A 22038-nucleotide genomic window follows, 5' to 3' on the forward strand; every position below is an offset into this window, starting at 1 on the left:
TTACCGAACGATTCATGCCTGCTTTTTTCCTTATTATATGAATCTTAACGAATGAAGAGAAATATCCTTTATTTTGGAAGAGAATCTTCCACGAAATCAATTGACACCCTTACCTAATTTTCCTATCCTTATTAGGATAACCTTTTGTGCAACATTTCAATATTTGTTATAATTTCGAGAGAACCAATAATGATTTTGAGGAGAGAAATAATGCAAACAGAATACGACGGACTTCCCCTTAAACGGACCTGGAAGATTTGGTGGGAGTTAATTCGTCCACATACACTAACCGCAGCTTTTGTCCCGGTCTTACTTGGAACTGTGATTGCACTTTTGGATGATGGAGTGAATTGGTTACTATTCGCTGCCATGATGATTGCAAGTATCCTGATTCAAGCTGCAACCAATTTATTCAATGAATACTATGATTTCAAGCGAGGCTTGGATACTGAGGAGTCCGTAGGCATCGGTGGCGGAATCGTCCGTCATGGGATGACCCCCAAACTCATCATGACCTTGGCCCTTGGCATGTATGCCATCGCACTCATAATCGGAATCTATATCTGTGCCGCATCATGTTGGTGGCTTGCTGCAGTAGGCCTGGTTTGCATGCTTGTCGGCTATCTTTATACAGGCGGTCCCCTACCCATTTCATATACACCATTCGGGGAACTTTTTTCTGGATTGTTCATGGGCTTTTTGATAATCCTGATCGCCTTTTTCATTCAAACCGGTCATGTTTCCTCAACAGCCATCTTAATTGCCATTCCAAGTGGAATATTGGTCGGGTTGATCAACTTATCCAATAACCTCCGTGACCATGATGGGGATAAGGCACATGGCCGCAAAACCATGCCTGTAGTGATGGGCAGGAAAAACGCACTGAAATTCATGGCAATCATGTTTGCCTTCTCTTATCTATGGCTGGTTGGGTTAGTCCTTACCGGAAACGTAACAGCGTGGATTCTCCTTGCCTTCCTAAGCATCCCGAAAGCCATGGCCGCAATCAAAGGCTTCGTAGGTAAAACGCAGCCGATCACCATGGTGCCAGCAATGAAAGCCACGGCCCAGACGAACACCTTCTTTGGCTTACTCATGGCCATTGGATTATTCATCAGCTATCTAATATGATTTCCAAGGACTGAGCTCATCCGCTCAGTCTTTTTTCTATCTTCCGTTCCATTTTGTTTTCCTATACTACGATTCGGGTAATAGATAATACAACCATCTTACCAAAATAAAATAAGATATGGACTTTAGAAGGAGTGAAACGGATATGGCAACCAAACAGCAAATTCAAAAATTCAAAAAAGAACTGCTTCAAGAAAAAGATGAGCTTGGAAACAGGATTCAAAATGATGAACAATCCGTTCTGGATAAAAGCCAGACTGAATCCGTAGGGGAATTATCATCCTATGATAATCATCCTGCTGACCTAGGAACAGAATTATTCGAGATGGAACGGAACCAAGCACTGGATGAGCATGCACAATCTGAAATGGAGAAAATCGAAGATGCATTGTATGCCATAGAAGAGGGTACGTATGGCCATTGTAAAACCTGCAATATAGAAATACCCATCGATAGGCTTGAAGCGATCCCAAGCACTCTTTACTGTGTCGAGCATGCCCCAGAACGGCCTACTGCACAAGACCGACCAGTGGAAGAGGATATATTGATTCCATCCAAGGGTGATCATTTTGAAAATCGTCATGGAAATGAAATAGTGGATAAAGAGGATAGCTTTGGTGAAGTCGCCAAATTCGGTACATCCGAAACGCCATCTGATTACACCGGCGATCATGACAATTATAATGATCTTTATAAAACCGAAGATGAAACGGATGGATTTCCAGAAGACTATGAAGGATTTGCAGCAAATGATATCGAAGGAAAAAATAGGGTGGATATACCGAACAAAAAGCAAAAGGAATATGAAGATACATTAGATGAAGAAAATATCGATTCCCAGCTTGGAGACATTCCTTATAAACAAAAAGATACTTATATCAATGAAAAGAAATGAAAAAAAGAAGCATACATGGATGTATGCTTCCTTTTTTGTTATGACCCGTACGGGATTCGAACCCGTGTTACCGCCGTGAAAGGGCGGTGTCTTAACCGCTTGACCAACGGGCCAAATGGCGGAGAAGGAGGGATTTGAACCCTCGCGCCGCTCGCGCGACCTACACCCTTAGCAGGGGCGCCTCTTCAGCCTCTTGAGTACTTCCCCATGGCTCCGCAGGTAGGACTCGAACCTACGACCGTTCGGTTAACAGCCGAATGCTCTACCACTGAGCTACTGCGGAACAATATAAATATGGTGGGCCTAAATGGACTCGAACCATCGACCTCACGCTTATCAGGCGTGCGCTCTAACCAGCTGAGCTATAGGCCCATATTTGGAGCGGGTGAAGGGAATCGAACCCTCATCATCAGCTTGGAAGGCTGAGGTTTTACCACTAAACTACACCCGCGAAATGGGGCGACTGATGGGAATCGAACCCACGAATGCCTGAACCACAATCAGGTGCGTTAACCACTTCGCCACAACCGCCGTAATATGAAAGATATGGTGGCTCAGGACGGAATCGAACCGCCGACACAAGGATTTTCAGTCCTTTGCTCTACCGACTGAGCTACTGAGCCACATTTGTATTAAATTTAAAAAATGGCGGTCCCGACGGGAATCGAACCCGCGATCTCCTGCGTGACAGGCAGGCATGTTAACCGCTACACCACGGGACCTAATAATTGCGGGGACAGGATTTGAACCTGCGACCTTCGGGTTATGAGCCCGACGAGCTACCGGACTGCTCCACCCCGCGACGGTATTAATGAAACGATTTGCATCAAGTTTTCGTGTATATTGTTTTTTCGCTTCCTCTATGTAAGGTTGTTTCAAAACAACTTGCTGCTTTTTAAAAAATGGAGGAGGTAGAGGGATTCGAACCCCCGCGGGATTTGACTCCCCTGTCGGTTTTCAAGACCGATCCCTTCAGCCGAACTTGGGTATACCTCCACGGCTTTAAAAAATGCATATGGTGGACCTTGTAGGACTCGAACCTACGACCGGACGGTTATGAGCCGTCTGCTCTAACCAGCTGAGCTAAAGGTCCTTATATTTATTGGTAGCGGCGGAGGGGATCGAACCCCCGACCTCACGGGTATGAACCGTACGCTCTAGCCAGCTGAGCTACACCGCCAATATAATATAAGTATCTGATTGAAAAATGGTGGAGCCTAGCGGGATCGAACCGCTGACCTCCTGCGTGCAAGGCAGGCGCTCTCCCAGCTGAGCTAAGGCCCCATTCATTAAAAATCACGTGGTCGGGAAGACAGGATTCGAACCTGCGACCCCTTGGTCCCAAACCAAGTGCTCTACCAAGCTGAGCTACTTCCCGCAATAAAACATGGTGCGCCCGGCGGGAGTCGAACCTACAACCTTCTGATTCGTAGTCAGATGCTCTATCCAATTGAGCTACGGGCGCATATTAAGATGGTGCCGAGGACCGGAATCGAACCGGTACGGTAGTCACCTACCGCAGGATTTTAAGTCCTGTGCGTCTGCCAGTTCCGCCACCCCGGCACATACGAAAAGTGGAGCGGAAGACGGGATTCGAACCCGCGACCCCAACCTTGGCAAGGTTGTATTCTACCACTGAACTACTTCCGCATGAAAGATGCGGGTGAAGGGACTTGAACCCCCACGCCTTGCGGCGCCAGATCCTAAGTCTGGTGCGTCTGCCAATTCCGCCACACCCGCATATAAAATGGTGAGCCATGAAGGATTCGAACCTTCGACCCTCTGATTAAAAGTCAGATGCTCTACCAACTGAGCTAATGGCTCGTGCTTGTACTATTTCAAAAAATGGTGCCGGCAAGAGGACTTGAACCCCCAACCTACTGATTACAAGTCAGTTGCTCTACCAGTTGAGCTACACCGGCAGGTGTAAAATGGTGGAGGATGACGGGATCGAACCGCCGACCCTCTGCTTGTAAGGCAGATGCTCTCCCAGCTGAGCTAATCCTCCATATAAAACCTGCTTGGCGACGTCCTACTCTCACAGGGGGAAACCCCCAACTACCATCGGCGCTGAAGAGCTTAACTGCCGTGTTCGGAATGGGAACGGGTGTGACCTCTTCGCTATCGTCACCAAACATTGTTAACATTTTTTCAAGACATATATTATTATAACGTCTTTTCGAAAAAATGCAAGAAGAAATTTTCATTCCTTCAAAACTAGATAATAAGAAGGTATTTCATTTTTTAAAAAGCGTTGGTTAAGTCCTCGATCTATTAGTATCAGTCAGCTCCACATGTCGCCACGCTTCCACCTCTGACCTATCAACCTGATCATCTTTCAGGGATCTTACTAGCTTGCGCCATGGGAAATCTCATCTTGAGGGGGGCTTCATGCTTAGATGCTTTCAGCACTTATCCCGTCCGCACGTAGCTACCCAGCTATGCCTTTGGCAAGACAACTGGTACACCAGCGGTGCGTCCATCCCGGTCCTCTCGTACTAAGGACAGCTCCTCTCAAATTTCCTGCGCCCGCGACGGATAGGGACCGAACTGTCTCACGACGTTCTGAACCCAGCTCGCGTACCGCTTTAATGGGCGAACAGCCCAACCCTTGGGACCGACTACAGCCCCAGGATGCGATGAGCCGACATCGAGGTGCCAAACCTCCCCGTCGATGTGGACTCTTGGGGGAGATAAGCCTGTTATCCCCGGGGTAGCTTTTATCCGTTGAGCGATGGCCCTTCCATGCGGAACCACCGGATCACTAAGCCCGACTTTCGTCCCTGCTCGACTTGTAGGTCTCGCAGTCAAGCTCCCTTGTGCCTTTACACTCTACGAATGATTTCCAACCATTCTGAGGGAACCTTTGGGCGCCTCCGTTACTCTTTAGGAGGCGACCGCCCCAGTCAAACTGCCCACCTGACACTGTCTCCCACCCCGATAAGGGGCGCGGGTTAGAATTTCAATACAGCCAGGGTAGTATCCCACCAACGCCTCCACCGAAGCTAGCGCTCCGGCTTCTCAGGCTCCTACCTATCCTGTACAAGCTGTACCAAAATTCAATATCAGGCTGCAGTAAAGCTCCACGGGGTCTTTCCGTCCTGTCGCGGGTAACCTGCATCTTCACAGGTACTATAATTTCACCGAGTCTCTCGTTGAGACAGTGCCCAGATCGTTACACCTTTCGTGCGGGTCGGAACTTACCCGACAAGGAATTTCGCTACCTTAGGACCGTTATAGTTACGGCCGCCGTTTACTGGGGCTTCGGTTCAAAGCTTCGCTTGCGCTAACCTCTCCCCTTAACCTTCCAGCACCGGGCAGGTGTCAGCCCCTATACTTCGCCTTGCGGCTTCGCAGAGACCTGTGTTTTTGCTAAACAGTCGCCTGGGCCTATTCACTGCGGCTTTTCCGGGCTATTCACCCTAAAAAGCACCCCTTCTCCCGAAGTTACGGGGTCATTTTGCCGAGTTCCTTAACGAGAGTTCTCTCGCACACCTTAGGATTCTCTCCTCGCCTACCTGTGTCGGTTTGCGGTACGGGCACCTTACATCTCACTAGAGGCTTTTCTTGGCAGCGTGGAATCAGGAACTTCGGTACTATATTTCCCTCGCCATCACAGCTCCGCCTTAATGGAAACGGGATTTGCCTCGTTTCCGGCCTAACTGCTTGGACGCGCATATCCAACAGCGCGCTTACCCTATCCTTCTGCGTCCCCCCATCGTTCAAACGATGTATAGGTGGTACAGGAATATCAACCTGTTGTCCATCGCCTACGCCTTTCGGCCTCGGCTTAGGTCCCGACTAACCCTGAGCGGACGAGCCTTCCTCAGGAAACCTTAGGCATTCGGTGGAAGGGATTCTCACCCTTCTTTCGCTACTCATACCGGCATTCTCACTTCTAAGCGCTCCACCAGTCCTTCCGGTCTGACTTCAACGCCCTTAGAACGCTCTCCTACCATCGACACCTAATGGTGTCAATCCACAGCTTCGGTGATACGTTTAGCCCCGGTACATTTTCGGCGCGGAGTCACTCGACCAGTGAGCTATTACGCACTCTTTAAATGGTGGCTGCTTCTGAGCCAACATCCTGGTTGTCTAAGCAACTCCACATCCTTTTCCACTTAACGTATACTTTGGGACCTTAGCTGGTGGTCTGGGCTGTTTCCCTTTCGACTACGGATCTTATCACTCGCAGTCTGACTCCCAAGAATAAGTATTTGGCATTCGGAGTTTGACTGAATTCGGTAACCCGTTGGGGGCCCCTAGTCCAATCAGTGCTCTACCTCCAATACTCTCATCTTGAGGCTAGCCCTAAAGCTATTTCGGAGAGAACCAGCTATCTCCAGGTTCGATTGGAATTTCTCCGCTACCCACACCTCATCCCCGCACTTTTCAACGTGCGTGGGTTCGGGCCTCCATTCAGTGTTACCTGAACTTCACCCTGGACATGGGTAGATCACCTGGTTTCGGGTCTACGACCTCATACTCATTCGCCCTATTCAGACTCGCTTTCGCTGCGGCTCCGTCTTATCAACTTAACCTCGCATGAAATCGTAACTCGCCGGTTCATTCTACAAAAGGCACGCCATTACCCATTAACGGGCTTTGACTACTTGTAGGCACACGGTTTCAGGATCTATTTCACTCCCCTTCCGGGGTGCTTTTCACCTTTCCCTCACGGTACTGGTTCACTATCGGTCACTAGGGAGTATTTAGCCTTGGGAGATGGTCCTCCCTGCTTCCGACGGGATTTCTCGTGTCCCGCCGTACTCAGGATCCACTCAGGAGGGAACGAAGTTTCAACTACAGGGTTTTTACCTTCTTTGACGGACCTTTCCAGGTCACTTCATTTACCCCGTTCCTTTGTAACTCCATGTTGAGTGTCCTACAACCCCAAGAGGCAAGCCTCTTGGTTTGGGCTAATTCCGTTTCGCTCGCCGCTACTCAGGAAATCGCATTTGCTTTCTCTTCCTCCGGGTACTTAGATGTTTCAGTTCCCCGGGTCTGCCTTCAGTACCCTATGTATTCAGGTAAAGATACTGTTCCATTACGAACAGTGGGTTTCCCCATTCGGAAATCTCCGGATCAAAGCTTACTTACAGCTCCCCGAAGCATATCGGTGTTAGTCCCGTCCTTCATCGGCTCCTAGTGCCAAGGCATCCACCGTGCGCCCTTTCTAACTTAACCGTTAAAAAGATCTTACAGATGCTTTGAAAAAAATTAATTGCCTTCTATCTATTATCTAGTTTTCAAGGAACAAAGCAGAAAGAATCCATCACATCGTGATGTTTTTCTTCCCTATCTGAATGAATTACTCATTCAAAACTGAACAAAACAAAAGCGCTCTCGTAATTATCCTTAGAAAGGAGGTGATCCAGCCGCACCTTCCGATACGGCTACCTTGTTACGACTTCACCCCAATCATCTGTCCCACCTTAGGCGGCTGGCTCCATAAAGGTTACCTCACCGACTTCGGGTGTTACAAACTCTCGTGGTGTGACGGGCGGTGTGTACAAGGCCCGGGAACGTATTCACCGCGGCATGCTGATCCGCGATTACTAGCGATTCCGGCTTCATGTAGGCGAGTTGCAGCCTACAATCCGAACTGAGAATGGCTTTATGGGATTCGCTTACCTTCGCAGGTTTGCAGCCCTTTGTACCATCCATTGTAGCACGTGTGTAGCCCAGGTCATAAGGGGCATGATGATTTGACGTCATCCCCACCTTCCTCCGGTTTGTCACCGGCAGTCACCTTAGAGTGCCCAACTGAATGCTGGCAACTAAGATCAAGGGTTGCGCTCGTTGCGGGACTTAACCCAACATCTCACGACACGAGCTGACGACAACCATGCACCACCTGTCACTCTGTCCCCCGAAGGGGAAAGCCCTATCTCTAGGGTTGTCAGAGGATGTCAAGACCTGGTAAGGTTCTTCGCGTTGCTTCGAATTAAACCACATGCTCCACCGCTTGTGCGGGCCCCCGTCAATTCCTTTGAGTTTCAGCCTTGCGGCCGTACTCCCCAGGCGGAGTGCTTAATGCGTTAGCTGCAGCACTAAAGGGCGGAAACCCTCTAACACTTAGCACTCATCGTTTACGGCGTGGACTACCAGGGTATCTAATCCTGTTTGCTCCCCACGCTTTCGCGCCTCAGTGTCAGTTACAGACCAGAAAGTCGCCTTCGCCACTGGTGTTCCTCCAAATCTCTACGCATTTCACCGCTACACTTGGAATTCCACTTTCCTCTTCTGTACTCAAGTTCCCCAGTTTCCAATGACCCTCCACGGTTGAGCCGTGGGCTTTCACATCAGACTTAAAGAACCACCTGCGCGCGCTTTACGCCCAATAATTCCGGACAACGCTTGCCACCTACGTATTACCGCGGCTGCTGGCACGTAGTTAGCCGTGGCTTTCTGGTTAGGTACCGTCAAGGTACCAGCAGTTACTCTGGTACTTGTTCTTCCCTAACAACAGAACTTTACGACCCGAAGGCCTTCTTCGTTCACGCGGCGTTGCTCCGTCAGACTTTCGTCCATTGCGGAAGATTCCCTACTGCTGCCTCCCGTAGGAGTCTGGGCCGTGTCTCAGTCCCAGTGTGGCCGATCACCCTCTCAGGTCGGCTACGCATCGTCGCCTTGGTGAGCCATTACCTCACCAACTAGCTAATGCGCCGCGGGCCCATCTATAAGTGACAGCCGAAACCGTCTTTCCATCTTCTCTCATGCGAGAAAAGAACGTATCCGGTATTAGCTCCGGTTTCCCGAAGTTATCCCAGTCTTATAGGCAGGTTGCCCACGTGTTACTCACCCGTCCGCCGCTAATCTCAGGGAGCAAGCTCCCATCGATTCGCTCGACTTGCATGTATTAGGCACGCCGCCAGCGTTCGTCCTGAGCCAGGATCAAACTCTCCGAAGAAATGTTTGACTTGCTCATTTTGCTTTTTTGATAGTGTGTGCTCACTTAAAATTTAACGTTGGCGCTTTGTTTTGTTCAGTTTTCAAAGAGCAATTTCTGTCGTTTCTCTCAGAAGCGACCTCTATAATGTAACACATTTTGTCACGTTTCGTCAACAACTTTTTTAAAAATATTTTTCAACAACTTGTTAGCTGTTTAAGTTGCTGTCTTAGCGACAAGAAATAATATACCATGTACCAAAAATGTTTGCAATATGTTTTTTAAAACTTTTTTCAAAAAAACGTTTTTTTCTTTTTCCCTCTATAATATCCTTCATTATCATCCCCCCCTGCTTCCTTGGCCAATAGCATGGTACATAAATAAACGAAGCATATTTCCAAAGAAACACAAATAGACATATAAAGATATCTTTTCCCATGAGGTGAAGCAATGAATCTATCATTAATCGGATTACTCATTTCTTACAGTATGGCCCTTTACTTATTCAGTACTGCTTTTTATGAAGCCATCAGGTTCAGCAGAGAAAAAGGAAAGGTGAATGGTACGACGTTTTTATTCAGCTTTACTTTCGCTATGATTTTCACACGAATCACCTATTTGTTTCATCCCTATTAAATAAAAGCAGTAAGTCAGGAGACTTACTGCTTTTATACGGAGACTTGTGTTTCTTCCTGTACCCTACTTTTCTTTTCATCCTTCAGGAACATCATCAAACCGCCCAATATGATGGTACCTCCCAGGACCTGCGTCCATAGTATCGGTTCATCTAATATGAAATAAGCCAGAACCGTCGCTCCAACCGGTTCAAGTAAGATTCCCATCGAAAGAGTCGAAGTGCTTAACCACTTTAATGACCAATTGAATAAAGAATGTCCTAATAATGTCGGAAAAATCGCAAGCAAAACAAAATAGATCCAATCGGCAGCAGGATATGGTGCCAATGCCTCTCCCTTGAAGATCACATAAAAAAACAAAGTGACTGCACTGATAGCATACACGACAAATGTATATGTTATAGAAGAGATGCGTTTTCGAACATTTTGCCCAAATAATAAATAACCGGTTACAAGCGCACATGCGATTAGCGAAAGAATATCTCCCCAAAGCGCCATGCCGCTGATTCTCAAATCTCCCCAGCTAATGACAAGACTGCCGGCTATCGCAATGATGCCGCTCAATATTGCCTTCATTGAAAACCTTTCTTTAAAAAACAAATAGGCTCCGGCAAAAGCGAATAAAGGCTGGAGGGTGACAAGTACAGTTGAACTCGCAACAGACGTGTAATTAAGCGATTCAAACCATAAAATAAAATGAAAAGCCAAGAACACTCCTGCAGCAATCGAATACAACCAATCCTTTTTACCAATGAATTTAAGTTCATGGCGGTATTTCACCAAGAAAAACGGCAGCATAAGAAGGACAGTAAATAATAAACGGTAAAAGGCTATAACACCCGATGGAGCAGTCGCTAATTTAACAAGGATGGCCGAAAATGAAACGGATGCCACACCAATCGCCAACGCAACATAAGGATTCACTTTTGGCATTTGCATTTCAAACTCCTCCTATCAAAGGGAATTACTTAACATTGAACTCTATTCTACTATGTTAAAATTAATAGGGTAAGCTTTTTTGAAAAACGGGTATATGGCAACAGACGATCTTTTTCTTCGATAATAATTCGGAAGTGGTGAAACAAAATGGAATGGACATTCGACCCTCAATCGGAACTGCAAATCCTTATCAAATTGGGGATTTCAGCTCTCCTAGGACTAATTATCGGACTAGAGCGAGAAATGAAACGAAAACCCGTTGGATTAAAAACAAGCCTGGTCATTTCAATAGTCAGCTGTTTATTAACGATCGTTTCCATGGAGTCCGCTTATAAGTTCCCAGGAAGTGACGACGTAAATATAACAATGGACCCCTTGCGTCTAGCCGCTCAGATTGTTTCTGGCGTCGGCTTTATCGGGGCAGGCGTCATTCTCCGGCGGGGCAACAACAGCATATCCGGTTTAACGACAGCCGCCATCATATGGGGAGCGGCCGGAATCGGGATTGCCGTAGGAGCAGGATTTTTTCTTGAGGCAATAGCTGGCGTCATACTATTGATCATCAGTGTCGAATTGGTGCCAGCAATGGTCACCTGGCTCGGACCGATGAAGTTACGGCAAAAAGAAATCTTTCTGCAGCTTGTGGTCAAAAACAAAGATGACATTGCCGTCGTATTGAAAAAAATCAAAGAGGAAAAAATATTCATCAAGAACCTTAGAATCAAAGATGTAGAAGAAGACCACCACCTTTTGACACTTAAAGTTTTGGTCGATCATAAAGTTAGAACATCTGAAGTGTATTACACCGTCTCCAATCTTAAGGAAATTGCACGGGTAGAAATCGAAAATTCATAATAAAAGAACCGTTTGACTACTATCAAACGGTTTTTTTATCGTTTTTGCAAAAATCTCATTTTTTATATTGACTTTTTCCCAAAATCCGATAAAATAATTATTGTACCTCAATTCGGGGCATTAGCTCAGCTGGGAGAGCGCTACGCTGGCAGCGTAGAGGTCAGCGGTTCGATCCCGCTATGCTCCATATCCGAAAAACCCTTGTGTAGCAAGGGTTTTTTTCTTTGTCTTAAAAGAAAAACGTCGCGCACTGATCATATTTTGGTCATAAAAACGGTCACAATTTAATGATTTCATCTAATTAAAACCACTTCTTCTTGCATGTTTGGAAGAACATGTGAATATGTATTTGCCCAGATGCCACTTTTCTTTGCATGCATATCCCAGCTAAGATTTGAAAGAATTTGTCGATATGATCATCGCGAAAGAGATACAGAATCCTTTTATAAAAAAAGCCTACCCCCTTTAAGGAAGTAGGCGCATTCAAATTTAAAACTAACAATCGTTCAGGACATTTTATGAAAAAAAGATGCGATAAGCTGCCCTAGTCTTCTAGTTCCCTCGATTATTTCTTCCTCATTAGCATAACTGAACGAGAGCCGGAGAAACTCGGTTCCATCCTTTTCATCCAAGCAAAAGTACTTCCCTGGAACATACGAAACACCCTCAGTTAGAGCCTGTGATAATAATTGCGACGTATCCATACCTGGAATTCTCACCCATACAAAGTAACCACCATCTGGTACATACCAGGAAACGGATTCTGGAAGGAATTGTTCCAACGAATGGATTAACGCAGTACATTTAGCACGATACACATTTTTCAGAAGGTCGATTCGTTTCTCAAAATCCGTGTTTTCTAAGTATACAGCCATTGTACTTTGAGCAAATGGATGGTCTAAATCTTTTTTAAACCACTCTAATGCCTTAATGAATTCACTTTCTCCTGCTATCCATCCAATCCGCATTCCCGGTGCCACTACTTTGGATAATGAACCGACGTGGAGGACTCGTCCGCGTGTATCAAAAGATTTTATTGGCAGCGGAGTTTCATCGAAGGCTAATTCTCCGTATGCATCATCCTCTAGAATGAGGAAATCAAACTCGATGGAAAGTTCCAATAAATGCTTCCGCCGCTCAGTTGTCATAGTCGTCCCAGTTGGATTTTGAAAGGTTGGGATGGTATATAGAAAACGCGGGAGGGTTAGACCTTTACGTTTCCTTTCATCCAGCATTTCTTTTAATAGGTACGTTTGGAGTCCATTTTCATCTATAGGTATACTAATAATCTGCTTCGTATAGTTTTGAAAAATCTCTAAAGCCTCCATATAGGTGGGAGATTCTACAGCTACGACCGCTTTATCATCAAGGAGAATGCGGGCAATAAGATCAATCCCCTGGCAAGCACCTGATGTAATCAAAAGCTGTTCCTCCAAAACGCGAATTCCACGATCTTCAAGTCTTTTCTGGAGTTGCTGCTTCAGTCTTACAATCCTTGGACTTCCGATATAATGGAGCGGCAAATCCTGCTCCTCATCAAGAAGTCCGGCTACAGCTACCTTGAGCTCCTCAGCAGGGACGAGCGCAGGATCAGGATAGCCTGAACTCAAACGAATACAACCATCTGGCAGGTCTGACATCCATGCACCGGGCGGATCATTCTTAAGTGCCGCTTTAATGTTTTCAGAAAAAAAAGATTCAACATTCACTTCAACCATACCCCTTCCGTCTCAATCAAATCTTAATTGATATTCGCGATTTTTGAAGCTAACTCCTTTATTTTATATAAGCATAAATCTTTTGTAGAAACACCCTCTGATGAGAGACAACAATCACTCTTTATATTTTGCAAATTCCGGAGTCCCTTTTACTAAGACTTTCTTGGTCGCTCCAATGCAATTTTAAACTATGTGTGTATGGATGAGGTCGTTATTATTGTCCTCAGTATTTGTAAAGCTGATTAAAAGAACGAAAAAATAAAGAAAGGCAGATCATCCGCCTTTCTTCACTTATGCAACTCATTCCATTTCTTAACCAATCGCTTCGGTGCCGCACGTAAATAGGCTTCTTGAATTAGATAGGTCAGACAGATATATCGTACATTTTAAAGCATGGCTGCCGTGCCCTTGTGTTTCATGTTTTAATTCACCTATTATCAACTCTATTTTGCATTCACATCGGGTTGATGAATTCCAAAAGTATTGCCTTCGGTATCAATATAGTATCCTTGCCAAGCCATTCCGGGCAGGGCAAATTTGGGCATTGCGACCTTGCCGCCATTTTCAATAATTTTAGCTTCCGTTAAATCGTAACTTTCCACTCCCATGGTACAAGCAAATGCATTTAACGCTTGGTTTGTTTCCGGTGGAGCACTATGACGCTGCATCAAAGCACCATCGATCCCAGGTTCATTCTCATCACCAGTTACTGCTCCAAAGTAAGGCATTCCTGCATACTCACTCCAGTCTTGAAATGTCCATCCGAATACCTCTCCATAAAACTTCTTTGCCCGTTCCATGTCATTCACATGAATTTCGAAATGAACTATTCTTCCCATGATTTCCTCCTAATTTACACAAGAATTAACTATATCCTTAAATTATTCAGTTTGTGTTCGCTTACAAATGCCCATTTATTATTGTAATTCAAATGGAAATAAATTCAAAGAACTTAGAACTTCATCATACATCCTGTCATAACTATTTGGAAAGACCACAAAAAATGCATTTCAAATCTCGTTTGTTCCGACCAACCGTTTGTATACCAAATTTTTGCGAAACTATGCGTATATTTTTGTGAAAGTTGGACGAGACTGCTAGTAAATTAATCTAGGAGGTTATCAAAATGTTTAGATTCGGGAAGGGAAAGCCACGAAGTAAGGTAGGCAAATTCATCGATAAGCACGGATATTCACAAGAGGAGTTTGTAAGTGCGTCCGGAATCTCACGCAATACGATAAGCAGAGTTTGCAGCGACCCCAAGTATGTGCCGTCAGCCGGAGTATTAAAGAAAATCATGAAGGCGGTTCGAAGTATAGATGCTGGCGCAAAGGCAGATGACTACTTTGATTTATAAACAAAAAGGCCCCAGCGTAATGGCCGGGGCTAAATGTTGATACTCTCATTATCCATGTTCCCTTAGTCCAAGCTTTCCTTTCGCTGGAACAGCCTCATGTCCTTAACTTCCCAGGCGTATTCTCCCACTGTGAAGGCTCCTAAAAAAAATCATTGCCTTGATTCCACTTGTCCATCTTCCAGTATTGCCTGCATCCCGTTATTTTCAATTACCTTCAAACAATTTTCAAGCTTACATACACCAAAGATCATACCGGTCGGGAGATTGTCCAGGCGCTTGCGGTGAGGAGGCTTGGCAGCCAGTCGGCAGAAAGGGAGTGGATTTCTGAAATCAACTGGAACGTTTATAAAATAAAAAGACTGTAGGCAAATTATTCGAATTTGCCTACAGTCTGAAATCCCCCACCTCCATTAGGAGCGGGGATTTTCTTCATTTTCATTTCTTGCAGTTCTTTTGTTCCTTTTAGACAAACCCTGCAGGGATTTCTATTATCAAGGGCTTGTTATCGATTAGGGACAAAGGGTTATTTATTTCGCTTCAGCTATTTTCGACTAACCATTTTCTTTATGAACTGAACCACAGGCGACACAATGGAATCATGTACATTCGTAAGGGCATAACCGATCAGCCCCAATATTACCAGGGCCATTATTAATCCTATTATCAAACCCGATGTTTCTCTAAGTTCTTCAAGTACAGCATCCATTCCTTATCCTCCCCGGCTTGCCGATGCGACTTATTTTACGGTTTATCACCCATTTTACTTCTGAAAGCTTCATTAATCGTTTTATCTTCGAACTTTGCACCCATTCCGTTAAATTAGGTTCATTATAACGCATTGGATGATTATGGTCGAGGTGCCACTTTTAAACGTATTTATTGATGACCTTCACATCATCGCTTCCTGATAAAGCCTTTATTTCTAGCGTTTCTCTTTAAGCTAAAATATAAACCTTCGTTTCTATCCGATCATAAAAGAAAAAATGTAAACCTTTTCATTTGTCCATAACCAACAAACGGAAGGCATAATTATTGTTTTTTTGAAACATTGTGAATATTGTCGAATAATCGTAAGCTTAATTTATTGAAATACATCTTCTTAGGGGGTGCGCTTTATATGGAAGCCATTACAAGGGACTTTTTCTTATTTTTATCTAAAAATAATCTGCTTAATAATATTGCTAAAAAAAGCGGAGGAAATTTTGCTGCTGGAAAGATCATTGGGGGAACTGATTTCCAAAGTTCCATTAAATTTATTAAACAACTTAATAATAGTGGCTTGTCGGTTACAGTCGACCATCTTGGGGAATTCGTTGATTCTAAGGAAGTGACTCAGGAAAGGACGGCAGAATGCATCGAAACCATCGAAATGATCAGCAGGGAAAAACTTGATTCACAAGTTTCTCTAAAGATGACTTCTTTGGGACTCGATATCGATCATAATCTGGTCATAGAGAACATGACGAAAATTCTTGATACGGCAGAAAAGCATAAAGTCATGGTCACGATCGACATGGAAGATGAAGTTCGCTGTCAGGCAACAATCGACATTTTTAGACAGTTCAAGGAAAAATACAGCTGCATAAGTACTGTTCTGCAAGCATATTTATTCCGCACAGAGAAAGATTTGGAGGACCTTGCCCAATATAAGCCATTCCTGCGTCTCGTAAAGGGTGCCTACAAGGAATCTCCAGAGGTGGCTTTTCCCGAAAAGGATGATGTAGATGAAAACTATAAAAAGTTGATTAAGCAAAGTCTTCTTAACGGTAATTATACGGCCATTGCCTCACATGATGACAAAATCATCGAGTATACAAAAGAGTTGGCTAAGAAGCACAACATTCCAAATACACAATTCGAATTTCAAATGCTTTATGGCATGAGAAACAAAACACAATACGAGTTGGTCAAGCAAGGTTACAAAATGCGCGTCTATGTACCATATGGTCTGGATTGGTATGGATACTTCATGAGAAGGCTTGCAGAAAGGCCATCCAATATTGCCTTTGCCTTCAAAGGGATGGTCAAAAGCTAAATATACATTTAATATTCTAATTGTTACAAAAAATCTATAAAAAGGTGTGAGTAATCAATGATTTCATATAAACACGAACCATTTGTTGATTTTACAAACGAGGAAAACAAAAAAGCGTATCAGGAAGCTCTTCAAACTGTTGAAGGCTACTTAGGGCAAGACTACCCTCTTTATATCGGGGCAGAGAAAGTGACGACAGATGAGAAAATCGTTTCATATAACCCTGCAGATAAGGAAGAGGTCATCGGCCGAGTATCGAAAGCGAACAGGGATCTTGCTGAAAAAGCCATGCAGGAAGCGTCTTTAGCTTTTGAAAGCTGGAAAAAAGTGAAGCCGGAAATCCGTGCTGACGTTTTATTCAAAGCCGCTGCCATCATTCGCAGACGCAAGCATGAATTCTCTGCCTTATTGACAAAAGAGGCAGGAAAACCTTGGAATGAAGCTGATGCCGATACAGCTGAAGCAATCGATTTCCTTGAATTCTATGCCCGTCAAATGTTGACGCTTAGAGATGGTGTGCCTGTACAAAGCCGTCCAGGAGAATATAACCGCTATGATTACATTCCATTAGGAGTCGGCATCATCATTTCTCCTTGGAACTTCCCATTTGCCATCATGGCAGGTACAGCTGTTGCAGCTATCGTTACTGGTAACACAATCCTGTTGAAACCAGCTTCGACTACTCCTATTGTTGCTGCGAAATTCGTTGAAGTGATGCTTGAAGCAGGCCTTCCAGCAGGAGTATTGAATTTCGTTCCAGGGAACGGAGCCGAAGTGGGCGACTACCTGGTAGATCATCCAAAAACACGTTTCATTTCCTTCACCGGTTCACGTGATGTAGGTCTGCGCATTTACAAACGTGCTTCAGAAGTGAACGAAGGCCAAGTTTGGCTGAAGCGTGTCATTGCTGAAATGGGCGGAAAAGATACGATCGTCGTCGACAAAGAGGCTGATCTGGAATTGGCAGCTCAATCGATCGTGAAATCGGCATTTGGCTTCTCGGGACAAAAATGTTCTGCTTGCTCCCGTGCTGTCATTGTAGAAGATGTATATGATCAAGTTTTGGATCGCGCTGTCGAGTTAACTAAACAACTGACTGTCGGTAACCCTACAGAGAACCACTTCATGGGTCCTGTAATCGATCAAGCAGCTTTCGACAAAATCATGAGCTATATTGAAATCGGGAACCAAGAAGGACGCATTCTGACTGGAGGAGAAGGAGATAGCTCTAAAGGCTACTTCGTTCAACCGACAATCGTCGCTGATGTCGATCCGAAAGCCCGTTTGATGCAAGAAGAAATCTTCGGACCAGTCGTTGCCTTTACAAAAGCCAAAGACTTTAACGAAGCTCTTGAAATTGCCAATAACACAGAATATGGTTTGACTGGGGCTGTCATTACGACAAATCGCCTTAACATGGAAAAAGCACGTGAAGAATTCCATGTGGGGAACTTGTATTTCAACCGCGGCTGTACTGGTGCAATCGTAGGTTATCAGCCATTCGGCGGGTTCAACATGTCAGGAACCGATTCCAAGGCAGGCGGACCGGACTACTTGCAGCTTCATATGCAAGCTAAAACAACATCAGAAACGTTCTGATAATGTTCCATCAAGCAGTTTGAATACTCGTTTTGGTTATGTATCTTCCATTTTGCGATACAAAACCAAAACGAGGGTAAATGGAGGAAGTGACAAATAGGTTGCTTCCTCTTTTAAAACAAAAAAATATATATTTCAACCTGAAGGGAGTCTTTTATGGATTACGCATTAATAATTTCCATCAGCATTTACATGGCTGGCATGCTTTTCATTGGTTACTTCGCTTACAAACGGACTTCCAATTTAAATGATTATATGTTGGGCGACCGGGGCCTTGGTCCTGCTGTCACTGCATTAAGCGCCGGCGCTGCGGATATGAGCGGTTGGCTTTTGATGGGGATGCCTGGTGCCATGTTCGCAACAGGACTCAGTTCCATCTGGATCGTAATCGGCCTGACGCTAGGAGCCTATGCGAACTGGCTGTATGTTGCGCCAAGATTAAGAACCTATACGGAAGTCGCCAATAACTCCATTACGATCCCCGCTTTCCTGGAAAATCGTTTTGGCGAGGGTTCACGGATCCTAAGGCTCATTTCCGCTTTGGTTATCCTGATTTTCTTCACCTTTTACGTTTCTTCCGGAATGGTATCCGGCGGAGTCTTATTCCAAAGTACATTTGGCCTTGATTACCATACAGGTCTATGGATCTTAACAGGCGTCACCGTTGCCTATACTTTATTCGGTGGATTCCTGGCAGTAAGCTGGACAGACTTTGTTCAAGGAATCATCATGGTCGTTGCCTTGGTTCTTGTACCGATCGTCACCCTTTTCCATGTTGGCGGTTTCGGTCCTTCCATAGATACGCCACGTTCCATTGATCCAGCTCTATTGAATATTTTCACGGGGACGAGCTTTTTAGGAATCATCTCATTATTTGCTTGGGGACTGGGTTACTTCGGACAGCCGCATATCATTGTCCGCTTTATGGCGATCAGTTCTATTAAGGAAATCAAGAAAGCCCGTACTATCGGGATGGGCTGGATGATTTTCTCCAGTATCGGTGCCATGCTGACTGGATTCATCGGTATCACGTATTTCCATCAGAACAACCTGAAGTTAGATAATCCTGAAACGATTTTCATAGAGTTAGGTGAAATACTATTCCACCCACTTATCACTGGTTTCTTGATTTCAGCGATACTGGCAGCCATCATGAGCACGATTTCTTCGCAGCTTTTGGTTACGGCCAGCTCTTTAACGGAGGATATGTACAAAACTTTCTTCCGTCGTTCCGCTTCAGATAAAGAGCTTGTTTTCCTGGGCAGACTTTCCGTACTGACCATATCCATCATAGCGCTCATTCTCTCTTGGGAACAGAATGACACGATTCTTGGACTTGTCGGCTATGCATGGGCTGGATTCGGATCTTCATTCGGTCCATTGGTCATACTAAGCCTCTGCTGGAAACGGATGACAAGATGGGGCGCTTTAGCCGGGATGATCGTCGGTGCCGGGACTGTAATTTTCTGGTCCATGGCAGGATTATCCGATACGCTTTATGAAATGATTCCTGGTTTTGGCGCGAGCTTGATTGCCATCATCGTGGTCAGTCTTCTTACAGCGAAACCATCTAGGGAAGTAGAAGAAAAGTTCGAAGAATTCGAAAGAACATTAAAACAATAATAAATCCCCTGAAAGGAACGGTATATGAAATTTTTTTCATATACCGTTCCTTCTTTGTGCTTGCCCCTATACACATCATCCGTTTAAAAGTATTATTAGACTAAGTTATCATCCAATTCAAAAAACAGGGGGCCATATATGTCATTAGAAAAAATCCTTACTCTCACAAACATCAACGATATAACGGATATGGTCAGCACTTATTTAAAAAAACCAGTGGTCATCGAAAATGACCAATTTTTATTGCTGTCATATAGTTCATATTATATCGATCACTTCGACCAAGCCAATCGGCAAACCATTTTCACAAAGCATTGGCCGATTCCAATCTTGGAGAAATTCATGGATGAGGGCATTGTCGAACAGCTTAAAACGGTGCAGCATCCCTTTAGAGTGAAACAAATCGAGGAAATCGGTTTAAATCAAAGAGTCGTTGTAAGCGCGGTACACAAAGGGCAAGTCTTCGGATTCATATGGGTTCAAGAGACGGAAATGATGACTGATTCAGACTTGGAATTTTTGCATGAGGTTTCCCATCATATCGGCAAGCTCCTTTATCAGAAAAAACAGATAAACATGAAAAAAGATGAAGAAAAAAATGAGTTTTATCAAAAGGTCATTGATGAAGTCTATCAAACTGAAAACCAAATAAAATGGGAAGCCGCCAATATGAATCTCCTCATTCCGGAAACTTTCCTTGTAAATGTCTTTACCATCGCTCAATCCGATGCGGAACATTTCGATGAATTAACGGATACAGTCAGTCTATTCGCCAATGCTTTGAATCATTTTTCCCATGTATTCACAAACCAATTGAAGATTATCGTATTAATTGGCAGCAACGGAAAAGGGAAAGAACTCCTTTCTGAAAGCGCCAATGATTTAACGAATACGGTTCTTTCCCAATTCAATGATCAAAGGGTGTTCCCGGGAATCGGAAATGAATATTCTTCGATTCTTCAATTAAGAAAATCCTACCTCGAAGCCCTGGAAGTGATCAATGCAGCGAAGTTCATCGGTAAACCTGAACAGCTTCCTTTCCAATATAGCAAGCTAGGGATTTTCCGTTACCTCGAAATGATCTCCCATCATCATACTAAAACGAATTATATCAATATGGATTTACAGATTCTTCAAAAGAAGGACCAGGAAAGCCAAACGAAACTCCTTCAAACATTGGAAATATATCTGTTGAACAATTGCCGGATCAAACCGACAGCTGAGCAGCTATACATTCATACCAACACATTGAAATATAGATTGAACCAAATAGCCGATCTCACTTCAATCGATTTTGATGACTTACACTCAAGAATACAACTCTACATCGATTTACAGCTTATAAAGCAAAAATCTTAAGGCATTTCGCTTTTACGGTTAAAAGATTCAAACAGCTAAAGAGTGAGGAGCACGGAGACCCATCAGCCGTGTTCCTCACTCTTTTTGGGATAACATCTCAATATGCCGGCACTTTCCCATTCTTTCATTGCTGGAATTTTAATTCAGCTTCAATTATTGCTTTGTCCATGGAATTCCCAGGTTGTTCTAGCATCTTTCCATGACCTACAGCAAGCAAATGCGGATTAAGACTTCTTAATTTCTTTGCACTTTCAAGGGCAAGGAGTTTATCCCATGTAGCAAAGGCCGGGAATGGAAATAAAGGTTTAATGATTCCAGAAATTGCAGTTCCGCCTCTTGTCTGCAGGGCATCCCCGACAATTAAACTATGATTCCGGGTATCAAGAAGCGATATTGAACCAGGGGTATGCCCAGGTGAATAAATCACTTCCAATGAACCGATACGGTCGCCCTCTTTAAGCAGCAAGTCTGGTTGAGTTTGAATGTTTTTGGGGACTCCACCGCGGATTGGATTTTCATTTTGTAAGGGGCTGGAATCACCAGCCAGTAATGACGCTTCCCTGATAGAAATACTCACCTGCACATCAGGCATTAATGCTTTTAGCCCGTCTAGTGCACCGACATGATCATCATGTGCATGAGTAACTATTATTCTTGTTATCGGTTTTCCAATAATCCGCGCCGCCTTCAAAATACTTTTTCCGCTGTAGGGTAAAGCTGCATCTACTAGTGTAAGGCTATCCTCTTCTTCTATGAAATAACAGTTTACGGGAAATACGCGTGGCATGAAAGATAGTTGATATACTGTATCGACCTTTGTCAGCTTCATCTTTAATCAAACTCCCCCACACACTTATATAATTACAATCTTAAATAATATGATTATTTTCTCAATAATATTCCATCCTTATAGTCTTTCTATGTAAACTAAAGCCTCACTGGTTATGTTCACAATTTCAGTTTTGTCCTAGTTATCGCAATATGATAAAAAACCAGCTCT

14 protein-coding genes, 22 tRNA genes and 3 rRNA genes are annotated in these 22038 nt (G+C 44.3%); 10 read left to right on the forward strand and 29 right to left on the reverse strand.

What is annotated here, in order from left to right:
• The first annotated feature begins 210 nt into the window (after positions 1–210).
• Together QUF78_RS24410 and QUF78_RS24415 are read left to right on the forward strand one after the other, a co-directional pair.
• Positions 211–1131, forward strand: a complete 921-nt coding sequence (locus QUF78_RS24410; protein ID WP_289326734.1) for a 1,4-dihydroxy-2-naphthoate polyprenyltransferase — start codon at positions 211–213, stop codon at positions 1129–1131.
• Positions 1132–1276: 145 nt separating this feature from the next.
• A complete protein-coding gene (locus QUF78_RS24415) occupies positions 1277–2026 on the forward strand; it encodes a TraR/DksA C4-type zinc finger protein (protein ID WP_289326735.1) in 750 nt (249 codons plus the stop codon).
• A 41-nt stretch (positions 2027–2067) separates the two neighbouring features.
• On the opposite strand, the gene QUF78_RS24420 is transcribed toward QUF78_RS24415, so the two are convergent.
• From QUF78_RS24420 to QUF78_RS24535, 24 genes are all read right to left on the reverse strand, one after another.
• Positions 2068–2139 (reverse strand) — tRNA-Glu (locus tag QUF78_RS24420).
• A gap of 3 nt (positions 2140–2142) precedes the next feature.
• Positions 2143–2233 (reverse strand) — tRNA-Ser (locus QUF78_RS24425).
• A gap of 1 nt (position 2234) precedes the next feature.
• A tRNA-Asn gene (locus QUF78_RS24430) sits at positions 2235–2309 on the reverse strand.
• A 12-nt stretch (positions 2310–2321) separates the two neighbouring features.
• Positions 2322–2398: transfer RNA gene (locus QUF78_RS24435), tRNA-Ile, on the reverse strand.
• 5 nt (positions 2399–2403) lie between these two features.
• Positions 2404–2477: transfer RNA gene (locus tag QUF78_RS24440), tRNA-Gly, on the reverse strand.
• Positions 2478–2481: 4 nt separating this feature from the next.
• A tRNA-His gene (locus QUF78_RS24445) sits at positions 2482–2557 on the reverse strand.
• A gap of 16 nt (positions 2558–2573) precedes the next feature.
• Positions 2574–2649, reverse strand: a tRNA-Phe gene (locus QUF78_RS24450).
• A gap of 23 nt (positions 2650–2672) precedes the next feature.
• Positions 2673–2748 (reverse strand) — tRNA-Asp (locus QUF78_RS24455).
• A gap of 6 nt (positions 2749–2754) precedes the next feature.
• Positions 2755–2828, reverse strand: a tRNA-Met gene (locus tag QUF78_RS24460).
• Between the two features lie 101 nt (positions 2829–2929).
• A tRNA-Ser gene (locus QUF78_RS24465) sits at positions 2930–3022 on the reverse strand.
• Positions 3023–3042: 20 nt separating this feature from the next.
• A tRNA-Ile gene (locus QUF78_RS24470) sits at positions 3043–3119 on the reverse strand.
• A 10-nt stretch (positions 3120–3129) separates the two neighbouring features.
• Positions 3130–3206 (reverse strand) — tRNA-Met (locus QUF78_RS24475).
• Positions 3207–3234: 28 nt separating this feature from the next.
• Positions 3235–3310: transfer RNA gene (locus QUF78_RS24480), tRNA-Ala, on the reverse strand.
• A 17-nt stretch (positions 3311–3327) separates the two neighbouring features.
• Positions 3328–3404, reverse strand: a tRNA-Pro gene (locus QUF78_RS24485).
• A gap of 10 nt (positions 3405–3414) precedes the next feature.
• Positions 3415–3491, reverse strand: a tRNA-Arg gene (locus tag QUF78_RS24490).
• 9 nt (positions 3492–3500) lie between these two features.
• Positions 3501–3589, reverse strand: a tRNA-Leu gene (locus tag QUF78_RS24495).
• A 12-nt stretch (positions 3590–3601) separates the two neighbouring features.
• Positions 3602–3676 (reverse strand) — tRNA-Gly (locus tag QUF78_RS24500).
• An 8-nt stretch (positions 3677–3684) separates the two neighbouring features.
• Positions 3685–3766 (reverse strand) — tRNA-Leu (locus tag QUF78_RS24505).
• A gap of 8 nt (positions 3767–3774) precedes the next feature.
• Positions 3775–3850, reverse strand: a tRNA-Lys gene (locus QUF78_RS24510).
• Between the two features lie 22 nt (positions 3851–3872).
• Positions 3873–3948, reverse strand: a tRNA-Thr gene (locus QUF78_RS24515).
• A 10-nt stretch (positions 3949–3958) separates the two neighbouring features.
• Positions 3959–4034 (reverse strand) — tRNA-Val (locus tag QUF78_RS24520).
• A gap of 11 nt (positions 4035–4045) precedes the next feature.
• Positions 4046–4161, reverse strand: a 5S ribosomal RNA gene (gene rrf, locus QUF78_RS24525).
• Between the two features lie 119 nt (positions 4162–4280).
• Positions 4281–7213, reverse strand: a 23S ribosomal RNA gene (locus QUF78_RS24530).
• Positions 7214–7388: 175 nt separating this feature from the next.
• Positions 7389–8939 (reverse strand): 16S ribosomal RNA (locus tag QUF78_RS24535).
• The 16S, 23S and 5S rRNA genes sit together here with 21 tRNA genes alongside, the layout of an rRNA operon.
• A 429-nt stretch (positions 8940–9368) precedes the next feature.
• Here QUF78_RS24535 and QUF78_RS24540 point away from each other — a divergent pair.
• On the forward strand, positions 9369–9554 hold the full coding sequence (locus QUF78_RS24540) for a hypothetical protein (protein WP_289314632.1): 186 nt from the start codon (positions 9369–9371) through the stop codon (positions 9552–9554).
• Between the two features lie 32 nt (positions 9555–9586).
• On the opposite strand, the gene QUF78_RS24545 is transcribed toward QUF78_RS24540, so the two are convergent.
• On the reverse strand, positions 9587–10492 hold the full coding sequence (locus tag QUF78_RS24545; protein WP_289326736.1) for a DMT family transporter: 906 nt from the start codon (positions 10490–10492) through the stop codon (positions 9587–9589).
• A 147-nt stretch (positions 10493–10639) separates the two neighbouring features.
• Here QUF78_RS24545 and QUF78_RS24550 point away from each other — a divergent pair, with 147 nt between their 5' ends.
• Together QUF78_RS24550 and QUF78_RS24555 are read left to right on the forward strand one after the other, a co-directional pair.
• A complete protein-coding gene (locus QUF78_RS24550) occupies positions 10640–11347 on the forward strand; it encodes an MgtC/SapB family protein (protein WP_289314630.1) in 708 nt (235 codons plus the stop codon).
• A 114-nt stretch (positions 11348–11461) separates the two neighbouring features.
• Positions 11462–11534, forward strand: a tRNA-Ala gene (locus QUF78_RS24555).
• Positions 11535–11853: 319 nt separating this feature from the next.
• Here the strand turns inward: QUF78_RS24555 and QUF78_RS24560 are convergent.
• Positions 11854–13056: an aminotransferase-like domain-containing protein gene (locus QUF78_RS24560; protein ID WP_289326737.1), complete on the reverse strand. Its 1203-nt coding sequence runs from the start codon at positions 13054–13056 to the stop codon at positions 11854–11856.
• 452 nt (positions 13057–13508) lie between these two features.
• Positions 13509–13904 (reverse strand): VOC family protein, encoded by a 396-nt coding sequence (locus QUF78_RS24565; RefSeq protein WP_289326738.1) that lies wholly within the window; start codon positions 13902–13904, stop codon positions 13509–13511.
• Positions 13905–14191: 287 nt separating this feature from the next.
• Between QUF78_RS24565 and QUF78_RS24570 the strand changes: the two genes are divergently transcribed.
• The gene (locus tag QUF78_RS24570; RefSeq protein ID WP_289326739.1) at positions 14192–14422 is read left to right on the forward strand and encodes a helix-turn-helix domain-containing protein; all 231 of its coding nucleotides are present in this window, start codon (positions 14192–14194) and stop codon (positions 14420–14422) included.
• A gap of 541 nt (positions 14423–14963) precedes the next feature.
• Here QUF78_RS24570 and QUF78_RS24575 read toward each other — a convergent pair.
• Positions 14964–15128 (reverse strand): hypothetical protein, encoded by a 165-nt coding sequence (locus QUF78_RS24575; protein ID WP_289326740.1) that lies wholly within the window; start codon positions 15126–15128, stop codon positions 14964–14966.
• A 411-nt stretch (positions 15129–15539) separates the two neighbouring features.
• Here QUF78_RS24575 and QUF78_RS24580 point away from each other — a divergent pair, with 411 nt between their 5' ends.
• From QUF78_RS24580 to QUF78_RS24595, 4 genes are all read left to right on the forward strand, one after another.
• Positions 15540–16457: a proline dehydrogenase family protein gene (locus QUF78_RS24580; protein WP_289326741.1), complete on the forward strand. Its 918-nt coding sequence runs from the start codon at positions 15540–15542 to the stop codon at positions 16455–16457.
• Between the two features lie 57 nt (positions 16458–16514).
• A complete protein-coding gene (gene pruA / locus QUF78_RS24585; RefSeq protein ID WP_289326742.1) occupies positions 16515–18056 on the forward strand; it encodes an L-glutamate gamma-semialdehyde dehydrogenase in 1542 nt (513 codons plus the stop codon).
• Between the two features lie 156 nt (positions 18057–18212).
• Complete coding sequence (gene putP / locus QUF78_RS24590; protein WP_289326743.1) at positions 18213–19679, forward strand: sodium/proline symporter PutP; 1467 nt, start codon at positions 18213–18215, stop codon at positions 19677–19679.
• A gap of 138 nt (positions 19680–19817) precedes the next feature.
• On the forward strand, positions 19818–21038 hold the full coding sequence (locus QUF78_RS24595; protein ID WP_289314622.1) for a PucR family transcriptional regulator: 1221 nt from the start codon (positions 19818–19820) through the stop codon (positions 21036–21038).
• Positions 21039–21162: 124 nt separating this feature from the next.
• Here the strand turns inward: QUF78_RS24595 and QUF78_RS24600 are convergent, their stop codons facing one another.
• Positions 21163–21867, reverse strand: a complete 705-nt coding sequence (locus QUF78_RS24600) for an MBL fold metallo-hydrolase (RefSeq protein WP_289326744.1) — start codon at positions 21865–21867, stop codon at positions 21163–21165.
• Between the last annotated feature and the right edge of the window lie 171 nt (positions 21868–22038).

Origin of the sequence: Peribacillus sp. ACCC06369, assembly GCF_030348945.1 — a bacterium.
In the GTDB taxonomy this organism is placed as follows: Bacteria; Bacillota; Bacilli; order Bacillales; family DSM-1321; genus Peribacillus.